15 protein-coding genes and 1 tRNA gene are annotated in these 20,495 nt (G+C 28.2%); 9 read left to right on the top strand and 7 right to left on the bottom strand.

The genetic code is table 11. The features are described from left to right. Positions 1-53 precede the first annotated feature (53 nt). The gene (locus BFL38_RS12560) at positions 54-3,206 is read left to right on the top strand and encodes an efflux RND transporter permease subunit (RefSeq protein ID WP_069727350.1); all 3,153 of its coding nucleotides are present in this window, start codon (positions 54-56) and stop codon (positions 3,204-3,206) included. A 92-nt stretch (positions 3,207-3,298) separates the two neighbouring features. Here the strand turns inward: BFL38_RS12560 and BFL38_RS12565 are convergent, their stop codons facing one another. The 6 genes from BFL38_RS12565 to coaBC form a co-directional block, all read right to left on the bottom strand. Beyond that, positions 3,299-4,492: a cation:proton antiporter gene (locus BFL38_RS12565; RefSeq protein ID WP_069727351.1), complete on the bottom strand. Its 1,194-nt coding sequence runs from the start codon at positions 4,490-4,492 to the stop codon at positions 3,299-3,301. A 294-nt stretch (positions 4,493-4,786) separates the two neighbouring features. Next, positions 4,787-5,821 carry an N-acetylneuraminate synthase family protein gene (locus BFL38_RS12570; protein WP_069727352.1) on the bottom strand — a complete coding sequence of 345 codons (1,035 nt, stop codon included), beginning with the start codon at positions 5,819-5,821 and terminating at the stop codon, positions 4,787-4,789. A gap of 115 nt (positions 5,822-5,936) precedes the next feature. Continuing rightward, positions 5,937-6,009 (bottom strand) — tRNA-Thr (locus BFL38_RS12575). Between the two features lie 75 nt (positions 6,010-6,084). Next, positions 6,085-8,406, bottom strand: coding sequence for an ABC transporter permease (locus tag BFL38_RS12580; RefSeq protein WP_069727353.1), 2,322 nt, complete (start codon positions 8,404-8,406; stop codon positions 6,085-6,087). A gap of 6 nt (positions 8,407-8,412) precedes the next feature. After that, positions 8,413-9,120: an ABC transporter ATP-binding protein gene (locus BFL38_RS12585; protein WP_008726638.1), complete on the bottom strand. Its 708-nt coding sequence runs from the start codon at positions 9,118-9,120 to the stop codon at positions 8,413-8,415. Then, a complete protein-coding gene (gene coaBC / locus BFL38_RS12590; RefSeq protein ID WP_069727354.1) occupies positions 9,120-10,331 on the bottom strand; it encodes a bifunctional phosphopantothenoylcysteine decarboxylase/phosphopantothenate--cysteine ligase CoaBC in 1,212 nt (403 codons plus the stop codon). Before coaBC ends, BFL38_RS12585 begins: the two co-directional genes overlap by 1 nt. Before the next feature lie 756 nt (positions 10,332-11,087). Here coaBC and BFL38_RS12595 point away from each other — a divergent pair. From BFL38_RS12595 to tlyC, 4 genes are read left to right on the top strand one after another with little or no spacing between them, the layout of a single operon-like run. Continuing rightward, entirely contained in the window at positions 11,088-11,747 is a 660-nt protein-coding gene (locus BFL38_RS12595) for a PhoH family protein (RefSeq protein WP_083249426.1), read from the top strand. A gap of 31 nt (positions 11,748-11,778) precedes the next feature. Further along, the gene (locus BFL38_RS12600) at positions 11,779-14,256 is read left to right on the top strand and encodes an HD family phosphohydrolase (protein ID WP_069727356.1); all 2,478 of its coding nucleotides are present in this window, start codon (positions 11,779-11,781) and stop codon (positions 14,254-14,256) included. A gap of 6 nt (positions 14,257-14,262) precedes the next feature. Then, on the top strand, positions 14,263-14,688 hold the full coding sequence (ybeY, locus tag BFL38_RS12605) for an rRNA maturation RNase YbeY (protein WP_069727357.1): 426 nt from the start codon (positions 14,263-14,265) through the stop codon (positions 14,686-14,688). 21 nt (positions 14,689-14,709) lie between these two features. Continuing rightward, entirely contained in the window at positions 14,710-15,537 is an 828-nt protein-coding gene (gene tlyC, locus BFL38_RS12610) for a hemolysin C (protein ID WP_069727358.1), read from the top strand. A 231-nt stretch (positions 15,538-15,768) separates the two neighbouring features. Here tlyC and BFL38_RS12615 read toward each other — a convergent pair whose 3' ends face one another. Beyond that, complete coding sequence (locus BFL38_RS12615; protein ID WP_069727359.1) at positions 15,769-17,376, bottom strand: peptide ABC transporter substrate-binding protein; 1,608 nt, start codon at positions 17,374-17,376, stop codon at positions 15,769-15,771. A 174-nt stretch (positions 17,377-17,550) separates the two neighbouring features. Here BFL38_RS12615 and BFL38_RS12620 point away from each other — a divergent pair, with 174 nt between their 5' ends. The 4 genes from BFL38_RS12620 (at position 17,551) to BFL38_RS12635 (ending at position 20,492) form a co-directional block, all read left to right on the top strand. Continuing rightward, a complete protein-coding gene (locus tag BFL38_RS12620; protein ID WP_069727360.1) occupies positions 17,551-18,240 on the top strand; it encodes an ankyrin repeat domain-containing protein in 690 nt (229 codons plus the stop codon). A gap of 101 nt (positions 18,241-18,341) precedes the next feature. Further along, positions 18,342-19,286, top strand: a complete 945-nt coding sequence (locus BFL38_RS12625; RefSeq protein ID WP_069727361.1) for an N-acetylmuramoyl-L-alanine amidase family protein — start codon at positions 18,342-18,344, stop codon at positions 19,284-19,286. Between the two features lie 79 nt (positions 19,287-19,365). Then, positions 19,366-20,265 (top strand): M23 family metallopeptidase, encoded by a 900-nt coding sequence (locus BFL38_RS12630; protein ID WP_069727362.1) that lies wholly within the window; start codon positions 19,366-19,368, stop codon positions 20,263-20,265. Continuing rightward, the gene (locus BFL38_RS12635) at positions 20,262-20,492 is read left to right on the top strand and encodes an AtpZ/AtpI family protein (RefSeq protein WP_008726678.1); all 231 of its coding nucleotides are present in this window, start codon (positions 20,262-20,264) and stop codon (positions 20,490-20,492) included. The genes BFL38_RS12630 and BFL38_RS12635 overlap by 4 nt, the downstream gene beginning before the upstream one ends. Positions 20,493-20,495: the final 3 nt, after the last annotated feature.

Here is a 20,495-nt window from a genome sequence, read left to right on the forward strand (position 1 = left end):
AGTTAAAAAAATTAAAATATATAGTATGCTATATAAGAGGTAGGGTAAAGCGAATGAAGAATTTTATAGAGTTAGTAGTAAAAAGACCTGTAGCTGTTTTTATGTGTATGATAGCGGTATTAATATTGGGTTTTGTAAGTTTGAGTAAATTAGCAGTTGATTTTTTACCTGATATGGAGCTTCCCTATATTACAGTAAGAACAGTATATGAGAATGCAGGACCTGAAGAGGTAGAAAAATCAGTTACAAGAGTAGTTGAAAATGCGGTTGCCACAGTAAGCGATATTAATACAATAACTTCTACTTCGCAAGAGGGAGAGTCAAGTGTATTTATAGAATTTAATTGGGGTACTGATTTAGCAGTTGCCACAGCAGATGTAAGAGAGGCAATAGACGGAGTAAAAAATTCTCTTCCAGATGATGCTGATAGTCCCACAGTATTAAAATTTTCTACAGATATGACTCCTATCATGGAAATAGCTTTTTTCGGTACGGATAATTTAGGAGCATTATACACATTAATAGATAATCAAATATTAAATAAAATAGAACAGGCTTCCGGAGTGGCAAGAGCAGAAATAAGGGGCGGACTTAAAAGTGAGATGAAAGTTGATTTAGTTTTGAATAGACTTCATGCCTACGGTATAGATATTAACAGTATAGTTTCTCTTTTATCATCAGAAAATCAGAATTTATCCGGAGGCGATACTTATGAAGGAGTTTACAAATATACTCTAAGAACTATGGGAGAGTTTACAACACCGGAAGATATTGAAAATACTGTTGTAGCATTAAAAACTAATGATACACCCATAAAATTAAAAGATATAGGAAGAGTTTATCAGGGATACAGCGATGACTCTGAAATAGTAAAGATTAACGGTATGCCGGCAATATCCGTATCTGTTAATAAAGAGTCTGGAGGAAATGCTGTTAATGTGTCAAAAGCGGTAAAAAGACAATTAGCTAATCTAAATCTTCCTGAAGGTGTGGAGTATGAAATATTATTTAATAGTGCTGATAATGTAAATGAAGCTATAAAAGGAGTATTAGATACAGCTTGGCAGGGCGGATTATTTGCAGTTATTATATTGATGCTTTATCTATGGAATGTAAAAACAGTTTCTATAATAGCGGTTTCCATTCCTATATCCATTATTATTACATTTACATTAATGTATTTTCTTGGAATCACTTTAAATATTATATCATTATCAGGACTTGTTTTGGGTATTGGTATGATGGTTGATAACTCTATTGTAGTTTTGGAAAATATATTTTATTATAGAAATAACGGATACGGAAAATATTCTTCTGCTATAAATGGTACTTCAACTGTTGCACTTGCAATATCGGCTTCTACTCTTACAACAATTGCAGTGTTTTTGCCGTTTCTTTTCGTTGAAGGACAAACAGGTCAATTATTTAGAGATTTATGTATTACAGTTACAGTTTCAATGATAGGTTCTTTATTTGTGGCACTTACTATAGTTCCTATGCTTGGGGCTAGACTTGTAACAAATAAAAAAATGAAATTTTTAATACCTATAGAAAATTTTGTTAATGATAAATTCCATAGTAAAATTAATAACTTATATTCTGCTTTATTAAGTTATTCTATAAAAAACAAAAAGAAAGTATTTATTTCATCATTATCAGTTGTGTTTATAATCATAATATTAGGCTTAATTTTTATAGGTAAAGAAGGATTTCCAACTTCAGATGAAGGACAATTTAAAATAGATGTAAAGATGCCTGTAGGTACTAAATCTGAGCAGACACAGGCTTTTGTCAGCAGAATGGAAAGCGATATACAGAATGCAATAGGAGAGGATTTTGATAGAATGCAGTCTAGGGTAAAATCAGGCTCTGAAGAGAATGCTGCTGAAATAAGAGTGCAGCTTAGAGAAAAAAGTGAAGGAAGAAAACTTTCTGTTGATGAATATATAGAAATAACAAGAAATGCATTAGTATCATACCCGGCACAAATTAATATATCAGCAATAACAACCTCAGCTATAAGCAGCGGAGGAAGAGACGGAGGAACAGGAGGTCAGGAAATAGAAATAGAGCTAGTAGGAGATGATTTAGATAAGTCTACAGAAATAGCAAATAATATAATAAACTCCATATCTGATATAGAAGGAATAAGAGAGCCTAGACTTACAAGAGATGATTCTAATCCTGAGCTTAAAATATATGTTAATAGAGAAATAGCTGCCAAAATGGGTATCAATGTAAATACTATAGCGAATATTATTAAAACAAGTTTTGCAGGAACTACTGCTACAACTATGACTCCGGCCAATTCTGATGTTACAGATATAGATGTTAATGTTCAGTTAGGAGAGCCTGACAGATTAAAAATAGATGATATATCAAGACTTATGATACCTACAACTTCGGGAATAGTACCTATATCATCAATAGCCTCTATAGAAAAAAGCTACGGACCTACGGAGATAGAGAGAAAAGACAGTACAAGAATAACAACTATAAGAGCATCAGCTTATAATAGAGCATTAAGCGAAATAATGCAGGATGTTCAGCAAATCATTTCAAAAGAAGTATTCCTTCCTTCCGGATTTAATATTAATTATGCGGGAGATTTTGAGGATATGAAAGAAGCATTTTTACAGCTTATTCAGGCATTTATATTAGCGTTAGTTTTGGTTTATGCTATAATGGCTAGTCAGTTTGAATCATTTATAGCTCCTTTTGTTATAGCATTAGCAATACCATTTGGTTTTGCCGGTTCTTTGGCAGCATTATTTATAGGAAGACAAACTTTAAGCGTATACAGCGGTATAGGGTTTATTGTACTAATAGGTATTGTAGTAAATAATGGTATTGTACTTATAGATTATATGAATCAGCTTATGCATGAAAAAAATATCAATGGTGATGAAGCAGCATTAGAATCAGGTCCTAGAAGATTAAGACCTGTACTTATGACAACTTTAACAACAATATTAGGTCTTTTGCCTATGGCATTGTCAGGAGGAAGCGGAAATGAAATGTACCAGCCTTTATCCATTGCCATACTAGGAGGGCTTTTAGTGTCAACAGCATTCACTCTTATAATAGTTCCTACTGTTTATGCTGCTATAAGAAATAAAATACCTCTTAAAGATTATGAGAAAAAAGATTTAGAGAGTAAAAATGATTTCACTGATTATGACACTATAAATGTTACAGGTAAATAATTTTTTCATACATTTTTTTATTTACGATTAAGGATTTGTTTATATAAAAAACAAATCCTTAATCATCTAATATTATTGTCAAAAAATTAAAACTATTTGTCATGCTCTAATAATGTTTTGTAAGAAGCCTCTATGGCAAAAGCTCCTAATGGAGCAGTTATTAATATGGCAAGAACCGCTATAACAAGTATAATTTCTCCTGAGGCAAAACCTAATGATAAAGGAATTGAACCTATTGCAGCCTGAACAGTTGCTTTAGGGCAGTATGCAATCATACTAAATATTCTCTCTTTTTTATTTAGTTTAGTTTTTATTAATGATATAAAAACTCCGAACATTCTAAATATCAAAACAGCAAATATTAATATAATTCCTAAAAATCCTGTTTTAAAAGCATAATTAATATTTACAGCAGCACCTACAAGTACGAAAAGCATAATTTCAGCAGCTACCCAAAGTTTAGAGTATTTTAATGAAAGCCTTTTTGATAATTCTTCCTTTGATTTTTTAAGATATGCTCCAATACTCATAACTGCCAAAAGACCAGATACTCCTACGATATTTCCTAATAAATTTGATATAGAATTTTCTATGCTCACAAGTATAAAAGATATACTCAGTATTATAACTACTTTAGCACTGTCTCTTATATGAAATCTAGTAAAGAATTTTGATAGTATAAAACCTATAATCACACCTAATAAAAGTCCGAATATTATTGAAGTAGGTATTTTTATAAAATCAATATAAGATATACTTCCTCCTTTTACAAGCGAAGTGAAAGATGTAAATAATACTATTACAAATATATCATCTACAGAAGCACCTGCCATTAATAACTGAGGTATGCTTTTATTAGTGCCGTATCTTTCATCTATAAGTTTAAGCATTTTAGGAACAAGCACTGCCGGAGATACAGCAGCAACAACAGCCCCCATTAAAGCAGCATCTAATAAGCTAATATCAAAAAGTTTAGGTGCTATTAAAATCATTCCTATTATTTCAAAAGAGGCAGGCACAAAGCACATAAGAACAGCAGGCCGCCCAACTTTTTTTAAATCTTCTATATCAAGATTAAACCCTGCTCTTGTTAATATTATAATAAGTGCTAATTCTCTTAAATCTGATGATATTGAAAGTATTGAATTATCAAGCAAATTAAAACAGTATGGACCTAATATTATTCCTGTGATTATAAGACCTAAAAGAGAAGGAAGTTTTAAAAGTGAGAATATTTTTCCAAGCAGCATACCGCATAAAAATATCAAGGCTAAACTAAGAAGCATAAATATATAATCCTTTTTTATTATTATTTGATTTTTTATGAGTATATGAATTATTAGATTGGCTTAAAATATATAAAAACTGAATCTGCAAATCCATATATCAATCATTAAAGATTTTATTTATTCTTTAATAATCATAAAAAATCATGAAATTTGCAGAAGTCATCAGCTTTTATATAAAAAATAAATATAAGCGGTTTAATTATTTAATAAAAATATGTATTAATTAAATAATTTAAGGAGACCTCATTCCTTATTTATTAAACTCTATCATAAAACATTTTTTATTTCAAGTTATTTTTTTAAATCCTTAAAACTTAAAGCGGTATTAGATTTTTTATCAACTTTTAATTTCATACCTAAAACTTTTTTATAATACTTAGCAGGTATTCCTACGCAAGGTCTTAAAGCAATTAAATCTTTTTCTGTAATTATCTCTCCTTTAAGCATAGCATGACTTAAATAAATTCCTCTTTTAGCATATACAAGTTCTTTTTTCTCCTGCTTGCTTAATATATGCTCTTTTTTGCTTGCAGCATCTCCTCCAAGCATAGTTAATGTCTTATCAATAGATTTTATCATTTCAGACATACCATTGGTTTCTAAACTTATGATATGATCTCCTGTTTCTTTTTCAGGTGTTACAGTGAAATGTTTTTCTATTATTTTAGCACCCAAAGAAACAGCAATTATGGGAGCCTCAATACCTATAGTATGATCTGAATATCCTATTATATTATTTTTAAATAGATTTTTCATAACGGATATTCTATTAAGTCTGGCGTTTTGCAAAGGAGTAGGGTATTCTACAGAGCAATGCAGTAACGCTACTTCATTTTTTCTCAATATTTTTAATGCTTCTTTTATATCTTTATTTAAGGCAAGTCCTGTTGAAAGTATAACCGGTTTTTGTGTTTTAGAAACAGCTTCAAGCAAAGGTATATTATCTATATCGCATGAAGCTATTTTTATTATAGGTATATCATAAGAAACAATATCATTCACAGAATCCACAGAAAAAGGAGTAGTTATAAACATGATTTTATTTTTTTTAGCTTCTTTTATTAAAGGCTCATACCATTCTTTTTTTAATATAACATTATCAACTCCTTCTAAAGCATCATCTTTTAATTTTAAAACCTTAGTATATTCTCTAGAAGCAAATAAAGTTTTTTGAGTGAAGCTTTGAAATTTTATGGCATCAGCACCTGATTTAGCGGCTTCTTTAATGAGTTTAATTGCGGTATTTAAATCGCCTTCATGATTACATCCGGCTTCAGCTATTATGAAATATCCTTTTTTATTTATAATATCTTTTAATTTTAACATATATACCTATCCTAACTATTATTTGCAATATATTATCGAAATATAGTGTTGATTAATTATTAAATATTTTTGATATTGAAAATTAGATTAGAAAAATAAATGGATAAAAAAAATGAGCTGGTGATGGGACTCGAACCCGCAACCGGCTGATTACAAATCAGCTGCTCTACCAATTGAGCTACACCAGCGAAGTGATTATCATTATACAATAATTAAAAAAAAAGTCAAGCGTTTATATATAAATTTGTATTATTTTTATTTAATTATTCTTCTCTGTCTTTTAATCCTTCAACCATATCCAATCTGTTTATATAATATGCACTCATTACAGATACAAGGAATATTACAGTTATAAGCAATGCTACGGCAAGTATATAACTTGATTCATATACATGCGGAACGAATGAGAATAGTTTGCTTGAGAAAGGTTTTTTTACTAAATACAATATTCCGTATCCTGCAGCTATTCCAAGCGGTATGGCAATTATTATCTGAGTAATAGTTTCTTTTAAAGATGCTATCATAATTTCTTTTGTAGTATATCCCATAACTTTTAGGAGAGTAAACTCATATCTCCTAGTTGCAAGAGTGATAACTCCTACACCATAAAGCGAAGTAGCACCGAGTAAGAATGCTATGAATATAAGTATTTGTACTAAAAGATATATAGTCGCTATCTGATTTTTATAGGCTTCATACTCATCATTTCTGAAACTATAATATGAAACTTCTTTGCTTTTATCTAATATATCTTTCATATCTTCTTTAGTAACATTATCTTTAGTAGATATAAATATGCTGTTATAAACATCTTGTATTTCAAATGTTTCTTCAGCAAATTTTTTATCTATATAAACATAAAACATACCTTGCTGATCAACAAATTTACTTACTTTGACTCTTCTGGAAATACTGTTTCCTAAACTGTATAATTCTATGCCAATATAATCATTTTCTTTAATATTTAGTTTTTCAGCCAAATATTTTGGAATCATTACAGAATCTTCTTTTTCATTATTATTTGGTATATCCATAGATGAGAAACTATCTTTATATATTAAAGCAGGTATATATAAACTTTCTGCATTATCTTTAAATGCAGGATATAATCTTGCCTGATAAATTGCTGCTTTGTCATAATATTTAATTCCGTCATTAGTTAATATATCAGAATTATCTTCCCATTTTGTAGAATTTACATTAACAACAACATCATATAAAGCAAATTTTTCGTACAAGTTATATAAGAAATAATCAAAGGAGTTATTAAATCCCTGAGCAAATATAGTCATACTTATAGCAGCAAACATTCCCCAAAGAGAAGCTAAATATCTTGTTTTGCTTCTTGAGGCATTTTTTATAGCATATCTTGTATTAAAAGAAAATTTATTCCAAATTGGTAATTGCTCTATAAATATTTTACCGGATCCTTTAGGCGGCTCTCCTCTCATAGACTGAGCAGGATTTAATTTTAATATTGATACAGCAGCTAAAAGATTTGAGAATATGCATACAAATAATATAATTACTGCTGATATTACCCATAAATCTATATAAGTGTTATGATTGAAATTAGGCATATCGAATATATTTCCGAGTGCATTGAATATAGGAGGTAAAAGAAAATTACTTGCAATAAAAGCTAAAAGTATTCCGAAAAATGATACTAAAAATGAATATTTTATATACATAAACATTATAGAAAAATCTGTAAGTCCTATAGCTTTCATTATTCCTATTTGTTTTCTTTCTACAGCTACATTTCTTCTTTGTATAATATAAAGTAAAAGTATTGCCATAAGAAGAAGTATAGAAGGACATATATATGAGAAAGAGTCTATTTGAAGTAATGTTTGCTCATAATTCACATAGTTCACTGATTGTTCTCTGTCTGTAGATAAGAATATTTTTTGTTTTAATTTTAATTTTATTAGATTTTCAACATTTTTTTTATTAGCATCATCAGTATATTTTATATATATTGAATTATAAGGTATATAATTAAAATGATCTTCATTAACTTCTATAACTGCAAAATCTTTAGCTTCTGATGCCGTGCTTGCTCCATCTTTAAAAAGAAACACATAATTAGGATAAGATACTAAAGCTGCTATAATAAATGAATTAGTTTTATCATTAAATACTACTTCTACAGTATCGCCTAATTTTAGAGAATTAGCTTCTGCAAAATTTTTATTGATTGCTATTTCATTAGTTTTTAATTCAGTCTTTCCTTCATATATATAAGGTTTATTTATCCTGTCTTTTGAATTATCAGTGCCGTAAATTATAGCATCAATATTTTCTATTTTACCTTGAAATCTATGTTTAGCAACTACTCTGTCAACTCCCTTCATCTCTTCAAGTGTTTCTATATCATTGGTATCAAACATACCGAATAATGCTAAATCATCTAATGTGTTTTCTTCAAAGTAATTTTCTGCTGAAAGTTTAAAATCTCTATATACTGTTTTTACAGCAACAAAAAAAAGTACAGCTAATGTTACTATGAATACAGCAGACATAAATATAGCAAGCTGTTTATTTATTTTTCTAAATAATAGTTTTGTTTTTATATTTATCATTATTTTTTACCACTCTATATCTTCAGGATTCAAAGGATTTTCCACATCATATTTATCTAATACTTCTCCGCTCAAAATTTTTACAACAGTATCAGCCATTTTGGCTATTTCTTTACTATGAGTTATAAGTATGATGCTTGTTCCCAAATTTCTATTGAGGTCTCTAAGTATTTTTAAAGCCATAACGCCTGTTTTATTATCTAATGCCCCTGTAGGTTCATCGCATAATACTACTTTAGGCTTTTTAGCTATTGCACGGGCTATACTTACCCTCTGCTGTTCTCCTCCTGATAATTCTGTAGGATAATGTTTTACTCTATTTTCAAGTCCCAATAATTTTAAAGCTTCCTCTGCATTAGTTCTTGAAAGACCTGTAATTTCAGTGGAAAATTCAACATTTTCTATAGCGGTAAGATTAGGAAGCAAATTATAACTTTGAAATACAAAGCCTATATTTTCTCTTCTGAATTTTGCCAATCTTTTATCGCTGTAATGAGATATATCCTCACCTAAAAATAATACTTGACCGCTTGTAGGCTTATCTAAAGCTCCTAATATGTTAAGTAATGTACTTTTTCCTGAACCGCTAGGACCTAATATAGCAGTAAGTTTTCCTTCTTCTATAGTAAGGTTAACAGACTTTAATGCCTGTGTGGCACCTCCTCCATGACCATATATCTTACTAATTTCTTTTATTTCATAAAGATAACTCATTATTTCAATCCCGTAATATTATTTTTTTTATTCCATTCTGAAACAGCCTCAGAAACTATTTCTTTGGCGCATTCTCTTTTATTTAAAACAGGAAAAGATTTAAATCTTCCGTCTTTGAAAAATATTGTAATTTTATTTGTATCTTTTCCTATAGCATCTTTTATTTTATTAGCAACTATCATGTCAGCATCTTTTCTATTCATTTTGTCTAAAGCATAATTTTTAAGTTCTTCATCATTTTCAGCAGTTTCCGCAGCGAAAGATACTATTACTGTTTGATTTTTCTTTTTATTTTTTGCAGATAGAAGTATATCATCATTTTCGATTAATTCTATAGTATTTATATTATGTTTTTTTACTTTTTTATCAAATACTTGTGCCGGTCTGAAATCTAAAGGAGCAGCAGCCATAATAAGTATATCTGTATTATCAAGCTCATTTAATACATTATCCTGAAGTTCTTTAGTGGTATTGACTTTTATTTTCTTATCATTATTTTTTACATTTAAAGGTTCATTAACTTTGCCTTCTATATATGTAGATATTCCGCCGTTTGAAGATATTTCTTCATATATAGAAGCTCCCATTTTACCGCTTGAATTATTAGTTATATATCTTATTGGGTCTATCCATTCTATTGTAGCCCCTGATGTAATTGTGAATCTTATATTATTATACTTTAATGATTTATTATATGAAGTTACTTTTTGTATTATAGTATCTATATCTGCAAGTCTTCCTACTCCTGTGTCATTGCATGCCATTTCTCCGCTTTCAGGCGATATCAATTCGTAGTTTAATTCTTCTATTAAATATTTTACATTTCTTTGATTTGCTTTATTAGCCCACATATTAGGATTCATAGCGGGAGCAAAGTATTTCTTTTTTGTATATGCACATGCCATTGTACTTATAGCATCATCGCATATACCATTTGCTATTTTTCCTATAATATTTACATCAGCAGGAGCTATTAATAATATATCTGTTTCTTCATTTATGTGGATATGTCTAAGTATATCATCTTCCTGCCATAGATCTGTTATTATTTTATTTCCGCTCATAGTTTCTAATGCTTTAGCACCGACCATATTTTGTGCATTTTTTGTAACGGCACAGATAACATTATGCCCTTGTTTTTTTAGATGGCTTACAAGAAATGGAGTTTTGTATGCGGATATTGAGCTTGTTATTGCTAGTAAAATTCTCATAATTAAATCAAAGTATTATAACTTTATAACCTTATAATTAAAATATATTATTAAACTATTATATACTACTATAAATAAAAAAAATAGTCTATATATTTTTATAATTTTTTTATTTTTATTTTAAGTAATAATATACTATATATTTAAAATTATTTTGTTTTTTAGTAATTATTAACAAAATTATACTAATAAAAGAATATTGTTATATATATAATATTATATATATAAATTATATATGTGAAATAATATTAAAAAATATCGCAAAAAATTTTAGTGTATAGTAAATCTATTTTTAATAATCAATTATAAATTTATTTAAATCGAACCAATAATTATACAGTATTTATACACTATAAATAATTATTGTAAAAAAAATTATATTTTTTTTAGTTAATATTGACAATAGATATGATTTTAGTATATTATTAAGTAAGCGATTTTAAATTATAAAGGACTTGTATAATTAATAATAAAATTTTAGATAATAAGGTAAAATTCAAAGATGTTGATTCTTTTATATCTATATGCGGAATAGAAGATAAGCATCTTGAAATACTAGAAAATAAATTTAATGTTTCCATATATCCGAAAGGAAATGAATTAACGATAAAAGGCGATCTGGTAAGAATAGAAGATACTGTAAAGGTTTTATATATTTTAAAAGATTTATATAATTCATCATCAGAAATAACTGAGCAAAAAGTAATTAATATAGCAGACAATATTTGGAATAATAAAGATAATAAATTTATATCTATGAAAATCAAACTGCCTTATTTGGGCAGAAATATTGAAATGAAAACTGTATCTCAAGGCGAATATCTTTATAAGATGCAAAAAAGCGATATAATATTTTCTACAGGTGCTGCTGGTACAGGAAAAACTTTTCTTTCTGTCGCTTATGCTATAAATTTACTTTCAGATGGAAAAATAGAGCGTATAATTATAACAAGACCTGTTGTAGAAGCAGGAGAAAGTTTAGGTTATCTGCCTGGTGATTTTAAAGAAAAAATATCTCCTTATATGCGTCCTGTTTATGATGCTTTATACAGCATTATATCTGCCGATATGATATCAAGATATACAGAAGAAGGAAAAATAGAAGTAGCTCCTCTTGCTTATATGAGGGGGAGAACTTTAAGCAGAGCTTTCATTATACTTGATGAGGCACAGAATACAACAATATCTCAGATGAAAATGTTTTTAAGCAGAATAGGGGAGAAGTCCAAAGTTGTAGTTACAGGTGATATATCTCAAAGCGATTTGCCGAAAAATGCTCAGTCCGGCTTGGAACATGCTTTAAATATATTAAGCAATATAAATGGTATTAGTTTTCACCATTTTGAAAAAAAAGATGTGATAAGGCATCATCTGGTTTCTAAAATATTAGAAGCCTATGATGGTGCTGATTATTAATAAAAATTTTATTTAGAAGGTATTATTGTTTATGAATACAAATAAAAAAATAGCAAAATCTGTTTTAAGTAAAACACCGAATATAGAAAGATTTTTTCAATTAACTATAGCTATATTATTATATCTATTTACTCTGTTTTTGGTTTTTCCAACTTACATTCAAAAAGTTGATATACCTAATGTAGGCGATATAGTTACAGAGCCTTTTATAGTAAAAAAGAATGTTAAGTATGAAAATAAAGCAGAAACTGAAAAACTTACATATTATACAGAAGCAACTATAGCTCCGATATTTGATATGCCTAAAAATATAGAGTATGAAGCTCTATCTAAAATAAGCAATATGTTTTCTTTTATTAGAATATCTCATGATAATAATATTCCTATTGATGAAATATATAATCAATTTCTTCTTATCTACGATGAGCCTATAAATAAGTCTGTATTCTCTAATGCTGTAGTTAGCGATCTTAATATAGGTTATGAGGCAAAAATAATAGAAACAATTAAAGAGTTATTTGGAGTTGGAATTCTTTCAAGAGGAAATTTGAGTTCTGATACATTAAGTTTGATATTAAATAATGGTATATTTGTATATAGTTATGATAATTATATAATAGAGGAAAGACTGCTTCCTAGAAATAGGGTTTTCTTTTTGGAAGATTTAAGAGTAGAACTTCCTTCAATCATAGGTACCAAATATAGAAATCTTAATATTAATCATATAAATTCTATATCAGCCATTGTAAATGCATTTCTGAAAGATAATTTAATATATAACTCTTCTAAAACAAAAGAGAAGATAAATGATGTTAAATCTAGTTTGGATCCTGTTTATAATTTGATAAAAAAAGGTTTCCCTATTTTAACAGTAGGAGAAAGAGTAACAGAAGAAAAAGCTGAATTGATTAGAAATTTATTCGGAAATAATTTTGGAGGATATAGTGTAGCTGTATTTACAGGACAGGCTTTATTTATTCTGATTCTTTTTTCATTTATTGGGTTTATAATTTTTAAATATAAGATACCTTTCTATATAAATTTCAAAAATTTTATATTGTTTGCTATAGAGTATATTGTAATAGTTTCTGTAACTTATCTTTTTTATAATCATGTTTCTTATAATTCATTAAATATTTATATTCCTTTTTATGTATATACATTCATTCCTATTTTCAGCATAATAAACTCTTTGCTTGGAGCTAAAAGAGGAATATCTTCTATAATAACATTATCTATAACTTTGCTTGCGGCAAATGTAGCACAGGCTGGTTTATTTGAAATATCAGCATTATTTCTAATATCTGTATTTGCTTCCATTTTGTCAAAAAAAATACATAATAGATATTCTATTCTTTTAATAGGTTTGCTTATAGGGGCATATTTAAGTATAATGTGTTTAATAGATGTATTATTGAATGACAATATAAAAATAAATTATTTAACTATTATATTTGCTTTTACAAGCGGTTTTGCACAGTCTATACTTGTTATGATATTTTTACCTATTATTGAATATGTACTTGAAACAGCTACTATATTCAGACTTCAGGAATTATCAGATTTGAATAATCCTCTTCTTAGAAAACTTCAAATGAATGCTCCTGGTACTTATCATCATTCTATAAGTATGGCAAATTTAGTAGAAACTATAGCAGAGGAAATAGGCGAAGATGCAAGGCTTGCATGTGTATCAGCATATTATCATGATATAGGCAAAATGGAGAATCCGCTTTATTATATAGAAAATAGTAATAAAACAGAAAATAGGCATAATAAATTAAAACCTACTCTTTCTGCTTCAATAGTAAAAGCACATATTCGTTTAGGGGTTGAAATGGCAAAAAAATACAGACTTCCTAAAGAAGTTATCGCCGCAATTAAAGAACATCATGGAACAACATTAATAAAATATTTTTATGTTGAAGCTTTAAAAGAAAATCCTGATGTGGATATAAATTTATTCAGATATCCCGGACCTAGACCGCAGTCAAAAATTACTGCTATATTGATGATATTAGATTCTATAGAAGCGGCAAGCAGATCTTTGGATTCTCCTAAAAGAGAGGATTTGGAAATGCTTATAGATCATATTGTAAATGATAAAATGTCTAGCGGCGAGTTAAATGACAGCGGACTTACTTTAAAAGATATAGAAATAATTAAAAAGATATCATTCCAACAGATTATGGCATCATTGCATGAAAGGATTAAATATCCTGAACTTAATAATAATAATAATGATGAAAATGATAAAAATAAAGAAAATGAAGAAAATGAAGATGATAATAAAAAAGAAGAAAAAGATTCTAAAAAACAAATAGTTAAATACGCAAAAGAAAATGATAAAAAAACTAAAAATAATGTTGAAAAGATTAAAGAAAATATAAAAGAAAAAATAGCCAAAAAATTACCTCTAAAGCATAAAGGGGAAAAGGATGCAAAGGAATTGAAATATAATAAGGAAATTAAAGAGAGCAAGGAAAATAAAGAGTCGGTAAAAAAATAGTATATTATGAAAGTTAATGTTTTTAATGAAACTAATTATGATATAAATATAAAGTATTATAAGTATTTTTTGTATTATTCAGTAAAGACTGCTGATATTTATGGGGAGGTTAATTTACTTTTTTGTGATGATGAATATATAAAAAATCTTAATAAAGAATTTAGAAATAAAGATAAAGCTACCGATGTACTTACATTTCCTATGGGGGATATAAATGAAGGAGGAGATATAGTTATTTCTTATGAATGGGTAGCAGCCAGATACAGTGAAGAAAAGATAAAAAAAACTATATTAAAATTGATTATTCATTCAATACTTCATTTAAAAGGAGTACATCATAATTACAGCAGAAAATCATTAATGGAAAATAATGAAAAGATGAAAGAATTATATGAAAAGGTTGTAAAAACTATAAAGGAAAATAGATCATAAATTTTAAGGATACATATAAAAATGCCAATACATAAATTAATATCTAAAATATTAAAGAAAAAAGATAATAATACTGATAAAAATAATTATGTAAATTTATCATCGTTAACAGAAGCAGAAAGAGAAATTATAACAAATACTATTGAATTAAAAACAAAAAGTGTGAGAGAAATAATGGTTCCTAGGGTTGATGTAGTTATGATACCTATAGAATCATCTTATGATAAGGTGATAAAGGCTTTTAATAAGGATAGAAATTCTAGAATTCCTGTATACAAAGACGGAATAGATGATATAGTTGGTGTTTTGTATGTTAAGGATTTAATTGATAGCGAAGAAAAAAATTTTTCGCTTAAAAAAATTCTTCATAAGCCTCTATTTGTTCCAATATCAATTTCATTAATGGAATTATTAAAAAATTTCAGAGAAAAACAGATTCATATAGCTATGGTTGTTGATGAGTACGGCGGATTTTCAGGAATTGTTTCTATGGAAGATGTACTTGAGCAGATTATAGGAGATATAAGAGATGAATATGATGAGGAAGATGAAGAGATAAAGAGTAATGATGACGGAACATATTTAGTTGATGCAAGAACTAGAATAGATGATTTCAATAAATATGATATACTTCCTCCTATACCAGATGATGAGGCAGACACTGTGGGAGGATTTTTATTTTCATATTTAGGAAGGCTTCCAAAAAGAAATGAAGATATAGAATATAATGGATATTCATTTACTGTTGTAGGTAAAAGCGGAAATATTGTTACTAAAATCCGAATAGAAAAATTAAAGAAAGATAATAATGAAAATAATGAAAATAAAGCGGAAGAAAATAAAGATTGATTTTATTATCTAATAATATTTAGAGTAATGTATATTATAAAAGTCCTCATCTTATTTAGATGAGGACTTATTTTTATTATTGCTAATAAAAATTGCTCGCCATTTTACAAATGACAGGTACTCACAATTTTTATATTATTCCAAATAAGCATAATGGAATTGATTTTTATTATTGCTAATAAAAATTGCTCGCCATTTTACAAATGACAGGTACTCACAATTTTTATATTATTATTCTAAATAAGCATAATGGAATTGATATTCTTGCAAAGGTGTTAATACATAATCTTTTAATCTTTTGCTTACTAAAGTAGGATTTGAGGGATTGTATATAGGTATTAACAAATTATCTTCTGCTATTAATATTTTTTCAGCTTCATGCATAGCTTTCATTCTTATTTCCTGATTAGCAGAATTTCTTGCAGCTTCAATATAATTATCAAATTGTTTATTGCTGTATCCTGAACTATTTTGGGATCTGTAGCTTAAATAATTTTCTAAGAAAGTCATAGGATCACTATAATCGCCAATCCATAAAGTTCTTATAAGCTGATAATTTTTTTCGCTTCTCATCTGCTGATAAGCTGCCCATTCCATAGATGATATTTGCAAATCAACCCCCAAATTCTCTTTCCACATCTGCTGAATTGCCTCTGCAACTTGTATATATACTAGATCTGCAGTAGTTTTATATTCAAGTACAGGAAAGCCCTCACCATTAGGGTATCCTGCTTCAGCCATTAATTGTTTAGCCATTTCTACATTATTAGAGTAAGCATCTTTTGATAAATCTATATATTCGCCTCCATTTTCTCTGAAATCTCCCTGAACATCATAAGCACCCACAGGAACCCAAGCACTTGTAGGAGATTTAGCTGTAGGAACAATATTTTCCACTATATAGTTTCTGTCTATTGCCAATGATAATGCTTTTCTTATTCTTGTATCTTTCAATACTTCATCAGCTGCATTAATACCGAATGCAATAGTAGAAAAATACGGAGCAATATTAACTATTCCTTCAGACTTTAATTTTTCTAAATCTTGTTCTATGATATAAACAGAAAAATCTAATGAACCGTCTTTAATTCCGGCTAATGCTAAAGTAGGATCTTTCATCATAACAAAAGTAATTTTTTCAGGTACTATATTATCTTTATTCCAATAGTTAGTATTTTTTACAACAACTATTTTTTCATCAGGGTTTCTTTCAGTCATAACAAAAGCACCATTTCCTATATAGCTTTCAGGGCTTAATGACCATTGATCTCCATACTGTTCTATTATATCTTTTCTTATAGGGGCAAATATAGGATAAGTTAATATATCCAAGAAATAACCTGTAGGAGCTTCTAAAGTTATTTCTAAAGTATAATCATCAATAGCCTTTACTCCAAGCTCTTCAACAGGAAGTTCGCTTGATAGTATTTTAACTGCATTTTTTATATATTCTATAAAAGAAGTATATTCAGCAGCACTTAGAGGGTTTGCTGCTCTTTGTAATGCATATACAAAATCATCAGCTGTTACATTTTTTTTACCATCAGACCATTTGGCATTTGTTCTTAAATTAAAAGTATATACAAGTCCGTCATCAGAGATATTCCAACTTTCACAGGCTCCGGCTTGTAAATTCCCTGATTTATCTTTTGTGATTAAAGTTTCAAATACATGCCTTGGATATACGAAATCATTTCCGGATAATGTAGGGTCTATTGTTTTTGGTTCTTCCCCGGCATTAATGAATAATTCTTTACTGTTTCTGCTTTTAGATGATGAGCATGATAGTGCAAATATCATGATAAAGCTGATTGATATAATCAGTATTTTTCTAAACATATTATTTTCCTTAAATATAGTATCAGTTATCATAATACTATAATAACTTATATAATGCAATTATTTTTTACTAATAATAGTAATTTATTTATAATTAAAAATTATTAAAAAGTATTTTACTAAATATAGTAATTTTTGTTTTAAAATCAAAAATTAAATCGGAGATATTATATTATGAAGAAGATAGTTAGTATTTTATTTATTTTAATTTTATCCATTCCTCTTTATTCTCAGACTGCAAGATTTAAAAGACTTACTCCAGAGCAGTTAACTAATCTTGCAAATCCTAGAAGACTTTCACATAGAATATTTTATACAAAACCTTCTCAGGGACCTAATGCTAAATGGTTTGATGCTGTTAAAGAAGGAAATCTTGATGAGATAAAGAAAATGGTTGAGTCAGGTCAGGATATAGAAGTTCAGGACACATACAGTTTGAAACAGACTGCTTTAGGCTGGGCTGCTTTCATAGGATATTTAGATGTTGTTCAGTATTTAGTATCTAAAGGTGCTAATCTTTATGCCGGCGATACTGCTGATGTTACAAGTGCTTTTAAATCTGCTATACTTGGCGGAAATATAAAAATTATAGAGTATTTATATCCTTTATATAATGGCAAATTAGATCTTAATGAGCAGGATAAAAGAGACGGAGAAACAATGCTCATGGTTGCTGCTGGAAACTCAAGAGAAGATGCCGTAAAATTTTTATTGGATAAAGGAGTTAATGTAAATATAGTAAGCAAGCAGTTAAATAAATCAGCATACACTTATGCATGCGAATCAAGAAATCAGAATATTATTAAAATGATATCAGATGCCGGCGGAATAAATGTACGAACAGGAAAGGCTTCTTGTCAGTAATAGCAATAATAATTAAATACTAAATAATGGGGCTTAATAAAAGCCCTATTTTTGTATATACATATTAATTTAATAAAATTATTTACGATAATTATACTATTATGAATAACAAGAACCGTTTTATTATATTTTCTACAGTAATTATTGTTCTAATAATAGTTTCTTTTTCATCTCTTATCGTTACTGCAAATATGAGAGTATCTGAAACTATAGTAAGAGAAAGCGAATTAAATAATACTGAAAGTCCTAGCAGAAAATTTAATGATATAATAGAAAATAGAAAGGTAAGAATACTTATAGATCCCGGACATAATGCAGCTACTAAAGGTGCTTTAGGGTATTTAGGTTATGAATATTATATGAATTTAAGGGTGGCAAGAGAATTAGCTAAAATACTTTCAGAGGATAATAGATTTGAATATTTTTTAAGCAGAGAAGGGGCATATTACAGCAGACCAATAAAAGAATATATGACTAATAATTATCAGGAACTTTTAGGTATATATAATACAAAAGTAAAAGGTGAAGAGCGAACTGGAAGATTGACTAGATATCAGACTTTAGAATTATATGCTATTAGACACTATGCTATAGATAATAATTTTGATTTGCTTTTAAGTATACATTTTGATTATATGCCTTATATAAGCAGAAGATCTAAAACTTCGGGTTTTCATGTTATAGTTAGTCCTTACAATAGAGAATTCCCAGCTTCTATGCAGGTGGCTTATAAATTGTCTGAAAGAATGCAGGAGAAATATAAAATTTCACCTATAATAGGACATGATAGAGTGCTTCCTAATACTGTATGGAAATTTTATGATAAAGAAGAGCTTATAAATAATGCCATATCATTAAGAGGATTAATAGTTATAGGTGATGCTTTTGAAAATGCTTATAATAAACAGGAAATAAAAAAAGATGTTCCTTCTGTACTCATAGAATCTGCTTTTATACATGAATGGCAATTTGGAAGCAACAAAGCTGTAAAAGAATTAGCTAATCAAATGTACTTAGCTTTAGTTGATATATATACTACAAAATGAACTATTTAACTGTTATTATATTATTGATTAAAAATCAATATTTTGTTAAAATAGCTATAAAATAGGCAGCAGTAGAATTATGTATATAAAACCTAAAAAAAAGAAAAATAATAAAAAATATATCAATAAAAAGACTAGCCCATTTCATTTGTTTTTTAATAAAATCGGCAGATTTCTCACACATAGAATTTATTTTATGTTTATACCTCATTCTAAGAAGAAAACTAAAACCTTATCGCTTCCTGTATATTCTATTATAATAATAGTATTAATAATTTCTTTATCCCTGCTTACAACTTTTTCTTTTCTTACAAAAAATACAGTTTTGGCTAGTAAAACTGAAGTGTTAAGCGGAAGTTATAAGGATAAATTATCTGAGATAAATTCGCTTGAAAATATATTCAGTTCTGTTGTTACTAATGACTATTATAGAAATGATATGTCTAATATTGCATCTCTAATGAAAGTAGATACAAATAATATTAATTTAGCAGCAAATTATGCAGATAATATTTTACTTATGAATTCAAGAGCCGAAGAGTTAGAAAAATTGAAAGTGTATTTAGATGAATTAAGGGCTAATATAACTTCAAAAAATAATGCATTAGAGCCAATACCTTCCATACTGCCTATAGATTCAAGATATGCTGTTATATCCAGACCTTATCAGGAAGGTTCTATTATATCAAAGGGAATAGGTTTTGAAACTATTGCTGGAACTCTGATTAGAGCTACTGCTTCCGGTACAGTTAATGATATATCTTACAATAAGGATACGGGGTTTACAATTACAATTTATCATAGATTTGGTATTATTACCAGATACAGCGGGCTTGCTACTTCTTTAGTATCAGAAAGAATGGATGTAAAGAAGGGGGAAATATTAGGAAATGCCAAAACGGGTGTTTTTGAGTATGAATTAAGAATAGCTAGTGAATATGTTAATCCATTAATATTTACAACAATGGAATATGAATGAATATAACTGAAAATAAAAAATTACAAAATGGAATAAAATATGCAGCACTTGGTGTTGAGTTTGGCAGTATGGTATTAGGTTTGACTTTTGTTGGATATTATGCTGATAAACATTTTAACAGTAAGCCTTTATTTACAATAATAGGCATATTCGTAGGTTTTGTCTCGGGGATTTATAGGCTTTATAAAATATCTAAGACTTTTGATAAAATTAATAAGAATAAATAAGGA

The sequence above is a fragment of the Brachyspira hampsonii genome, assembly GCF_001746205.1.
GTDB lineage: Bacteria > Spirochaetota > Brachyspiria > Brachyspirales > Brachyspiraceae > Brachyspira > Brachyspira hampsonii_B.

What these genes read in the sequence shown, in the direction of transcription:
- BFL38_RS12635 (WP_008726678.1), top strand. Translation starts at nt 20,262, where the DNA reads ATGAATATAACTGAAAATAAAAAATTACAAAATGGAATAAAATATGCA.
- BFL38_RS12620 (WP_069727360.1), top strand. Translation starts at nt 17,551, where the DNA reads ATGAAGAAGATAGTTAGTATTTTATTTATTTTAATTTTATCCATTCCT.
- BFL38_RS12595 (WP_083249426.1), top strand. Translation starts at nt 11,088, where the DNA reads ATGAAAATCAAACTGCCTTATTTGGGCAGAAATATTGAAATGAAAACT.
- BFL38_RS12565 (WP_069727351.1), bottom strand. Translation starts at nt 4,492, where the DNA reads ATGCTTCTTAGTTTAGCCTTGATATTTTTATGCGGTATGCTGCTTGGA.
- BFL38_RS12570 (WP_069727352.1), bottom strand. Translation starts at nt 5,821, where the DNA reads ATGTTAAAATTAAAAGATATTATAAATAAAAAAGGATATTTCATAATA.
- BFL38_RS12600 (WP_069727356.1), top strand. Translation starts at nt 11,779, where the DNA reads ATGAATACAAATAAAAAAATAGCAAAATCTGTTTTAAGTAAAACACCG.
- ybeY (WP_069727357.1), top strand. Translation starts at nt 14,263, where the DNA reads ATGAAAGTTAATGTTTTTAATGAAACTAATTATGATATAAATATAAAG.
- BFL38_RS12585 (WP_008726638.1), bottom strand. Translation starts at nt 9,120, where the DNA reads ATGAGTTATCTTTATGAAATAAAAGAAATTAGTAAGATATATGGTCAT.
- coaBC (WP_069727354.1), bottom strand. Translation starts at nt 10,331, where the DNA reads ATGAGAATTTTACTAGCAATAACAAGCTCAATATCCGCATACAAAACT.
- BFL38_RS12560 (WP_069727350.1), top strand. Translation starts at nt 54, where the DNA reads ATGAAGAATTTTATAGAGTTAGTAGTAAAAAGACCTGTAGCTGTTTTT.
- BFL38_RS12630 (WP_069727362.1), top strand. Translation starts at nt 19,366, where the DNA reads ATGTATATAAAACCTAAAAAAAAGAAAAATAATAAAAAATATATCAAT.
- BFL38_RS12615 (WP_069727359.1), bottom strand. Translation starts at nt 17,376, where the DNA reads ATGTTTAGAAAAATACTGATTATATCAATCAGCTTTATCATGATATTT.
- BFL38_RS12580 (WP_069727353.1), bottom strand. Translation starts at nt 8,406, where the DNA reads ATGATAAATATAAAAACAAAACTATTATTTAGAAAAATAAATAAACAG.
- tlyC (WP_069727358.1), top strand. Translation starts at nt 14,710, where the DNA reads ATGCCAATACATAAATTAATATCTAAAATATTAAAGAAAAAAGATAAT.
- BFL38_RS12625 (WP_069727361.1), top strand. Translation starts at nt 18,342, where the DNA reads ATGAATAACAAGAACCGTTTTATTATATTTTCTACAGTAATTATTGTT.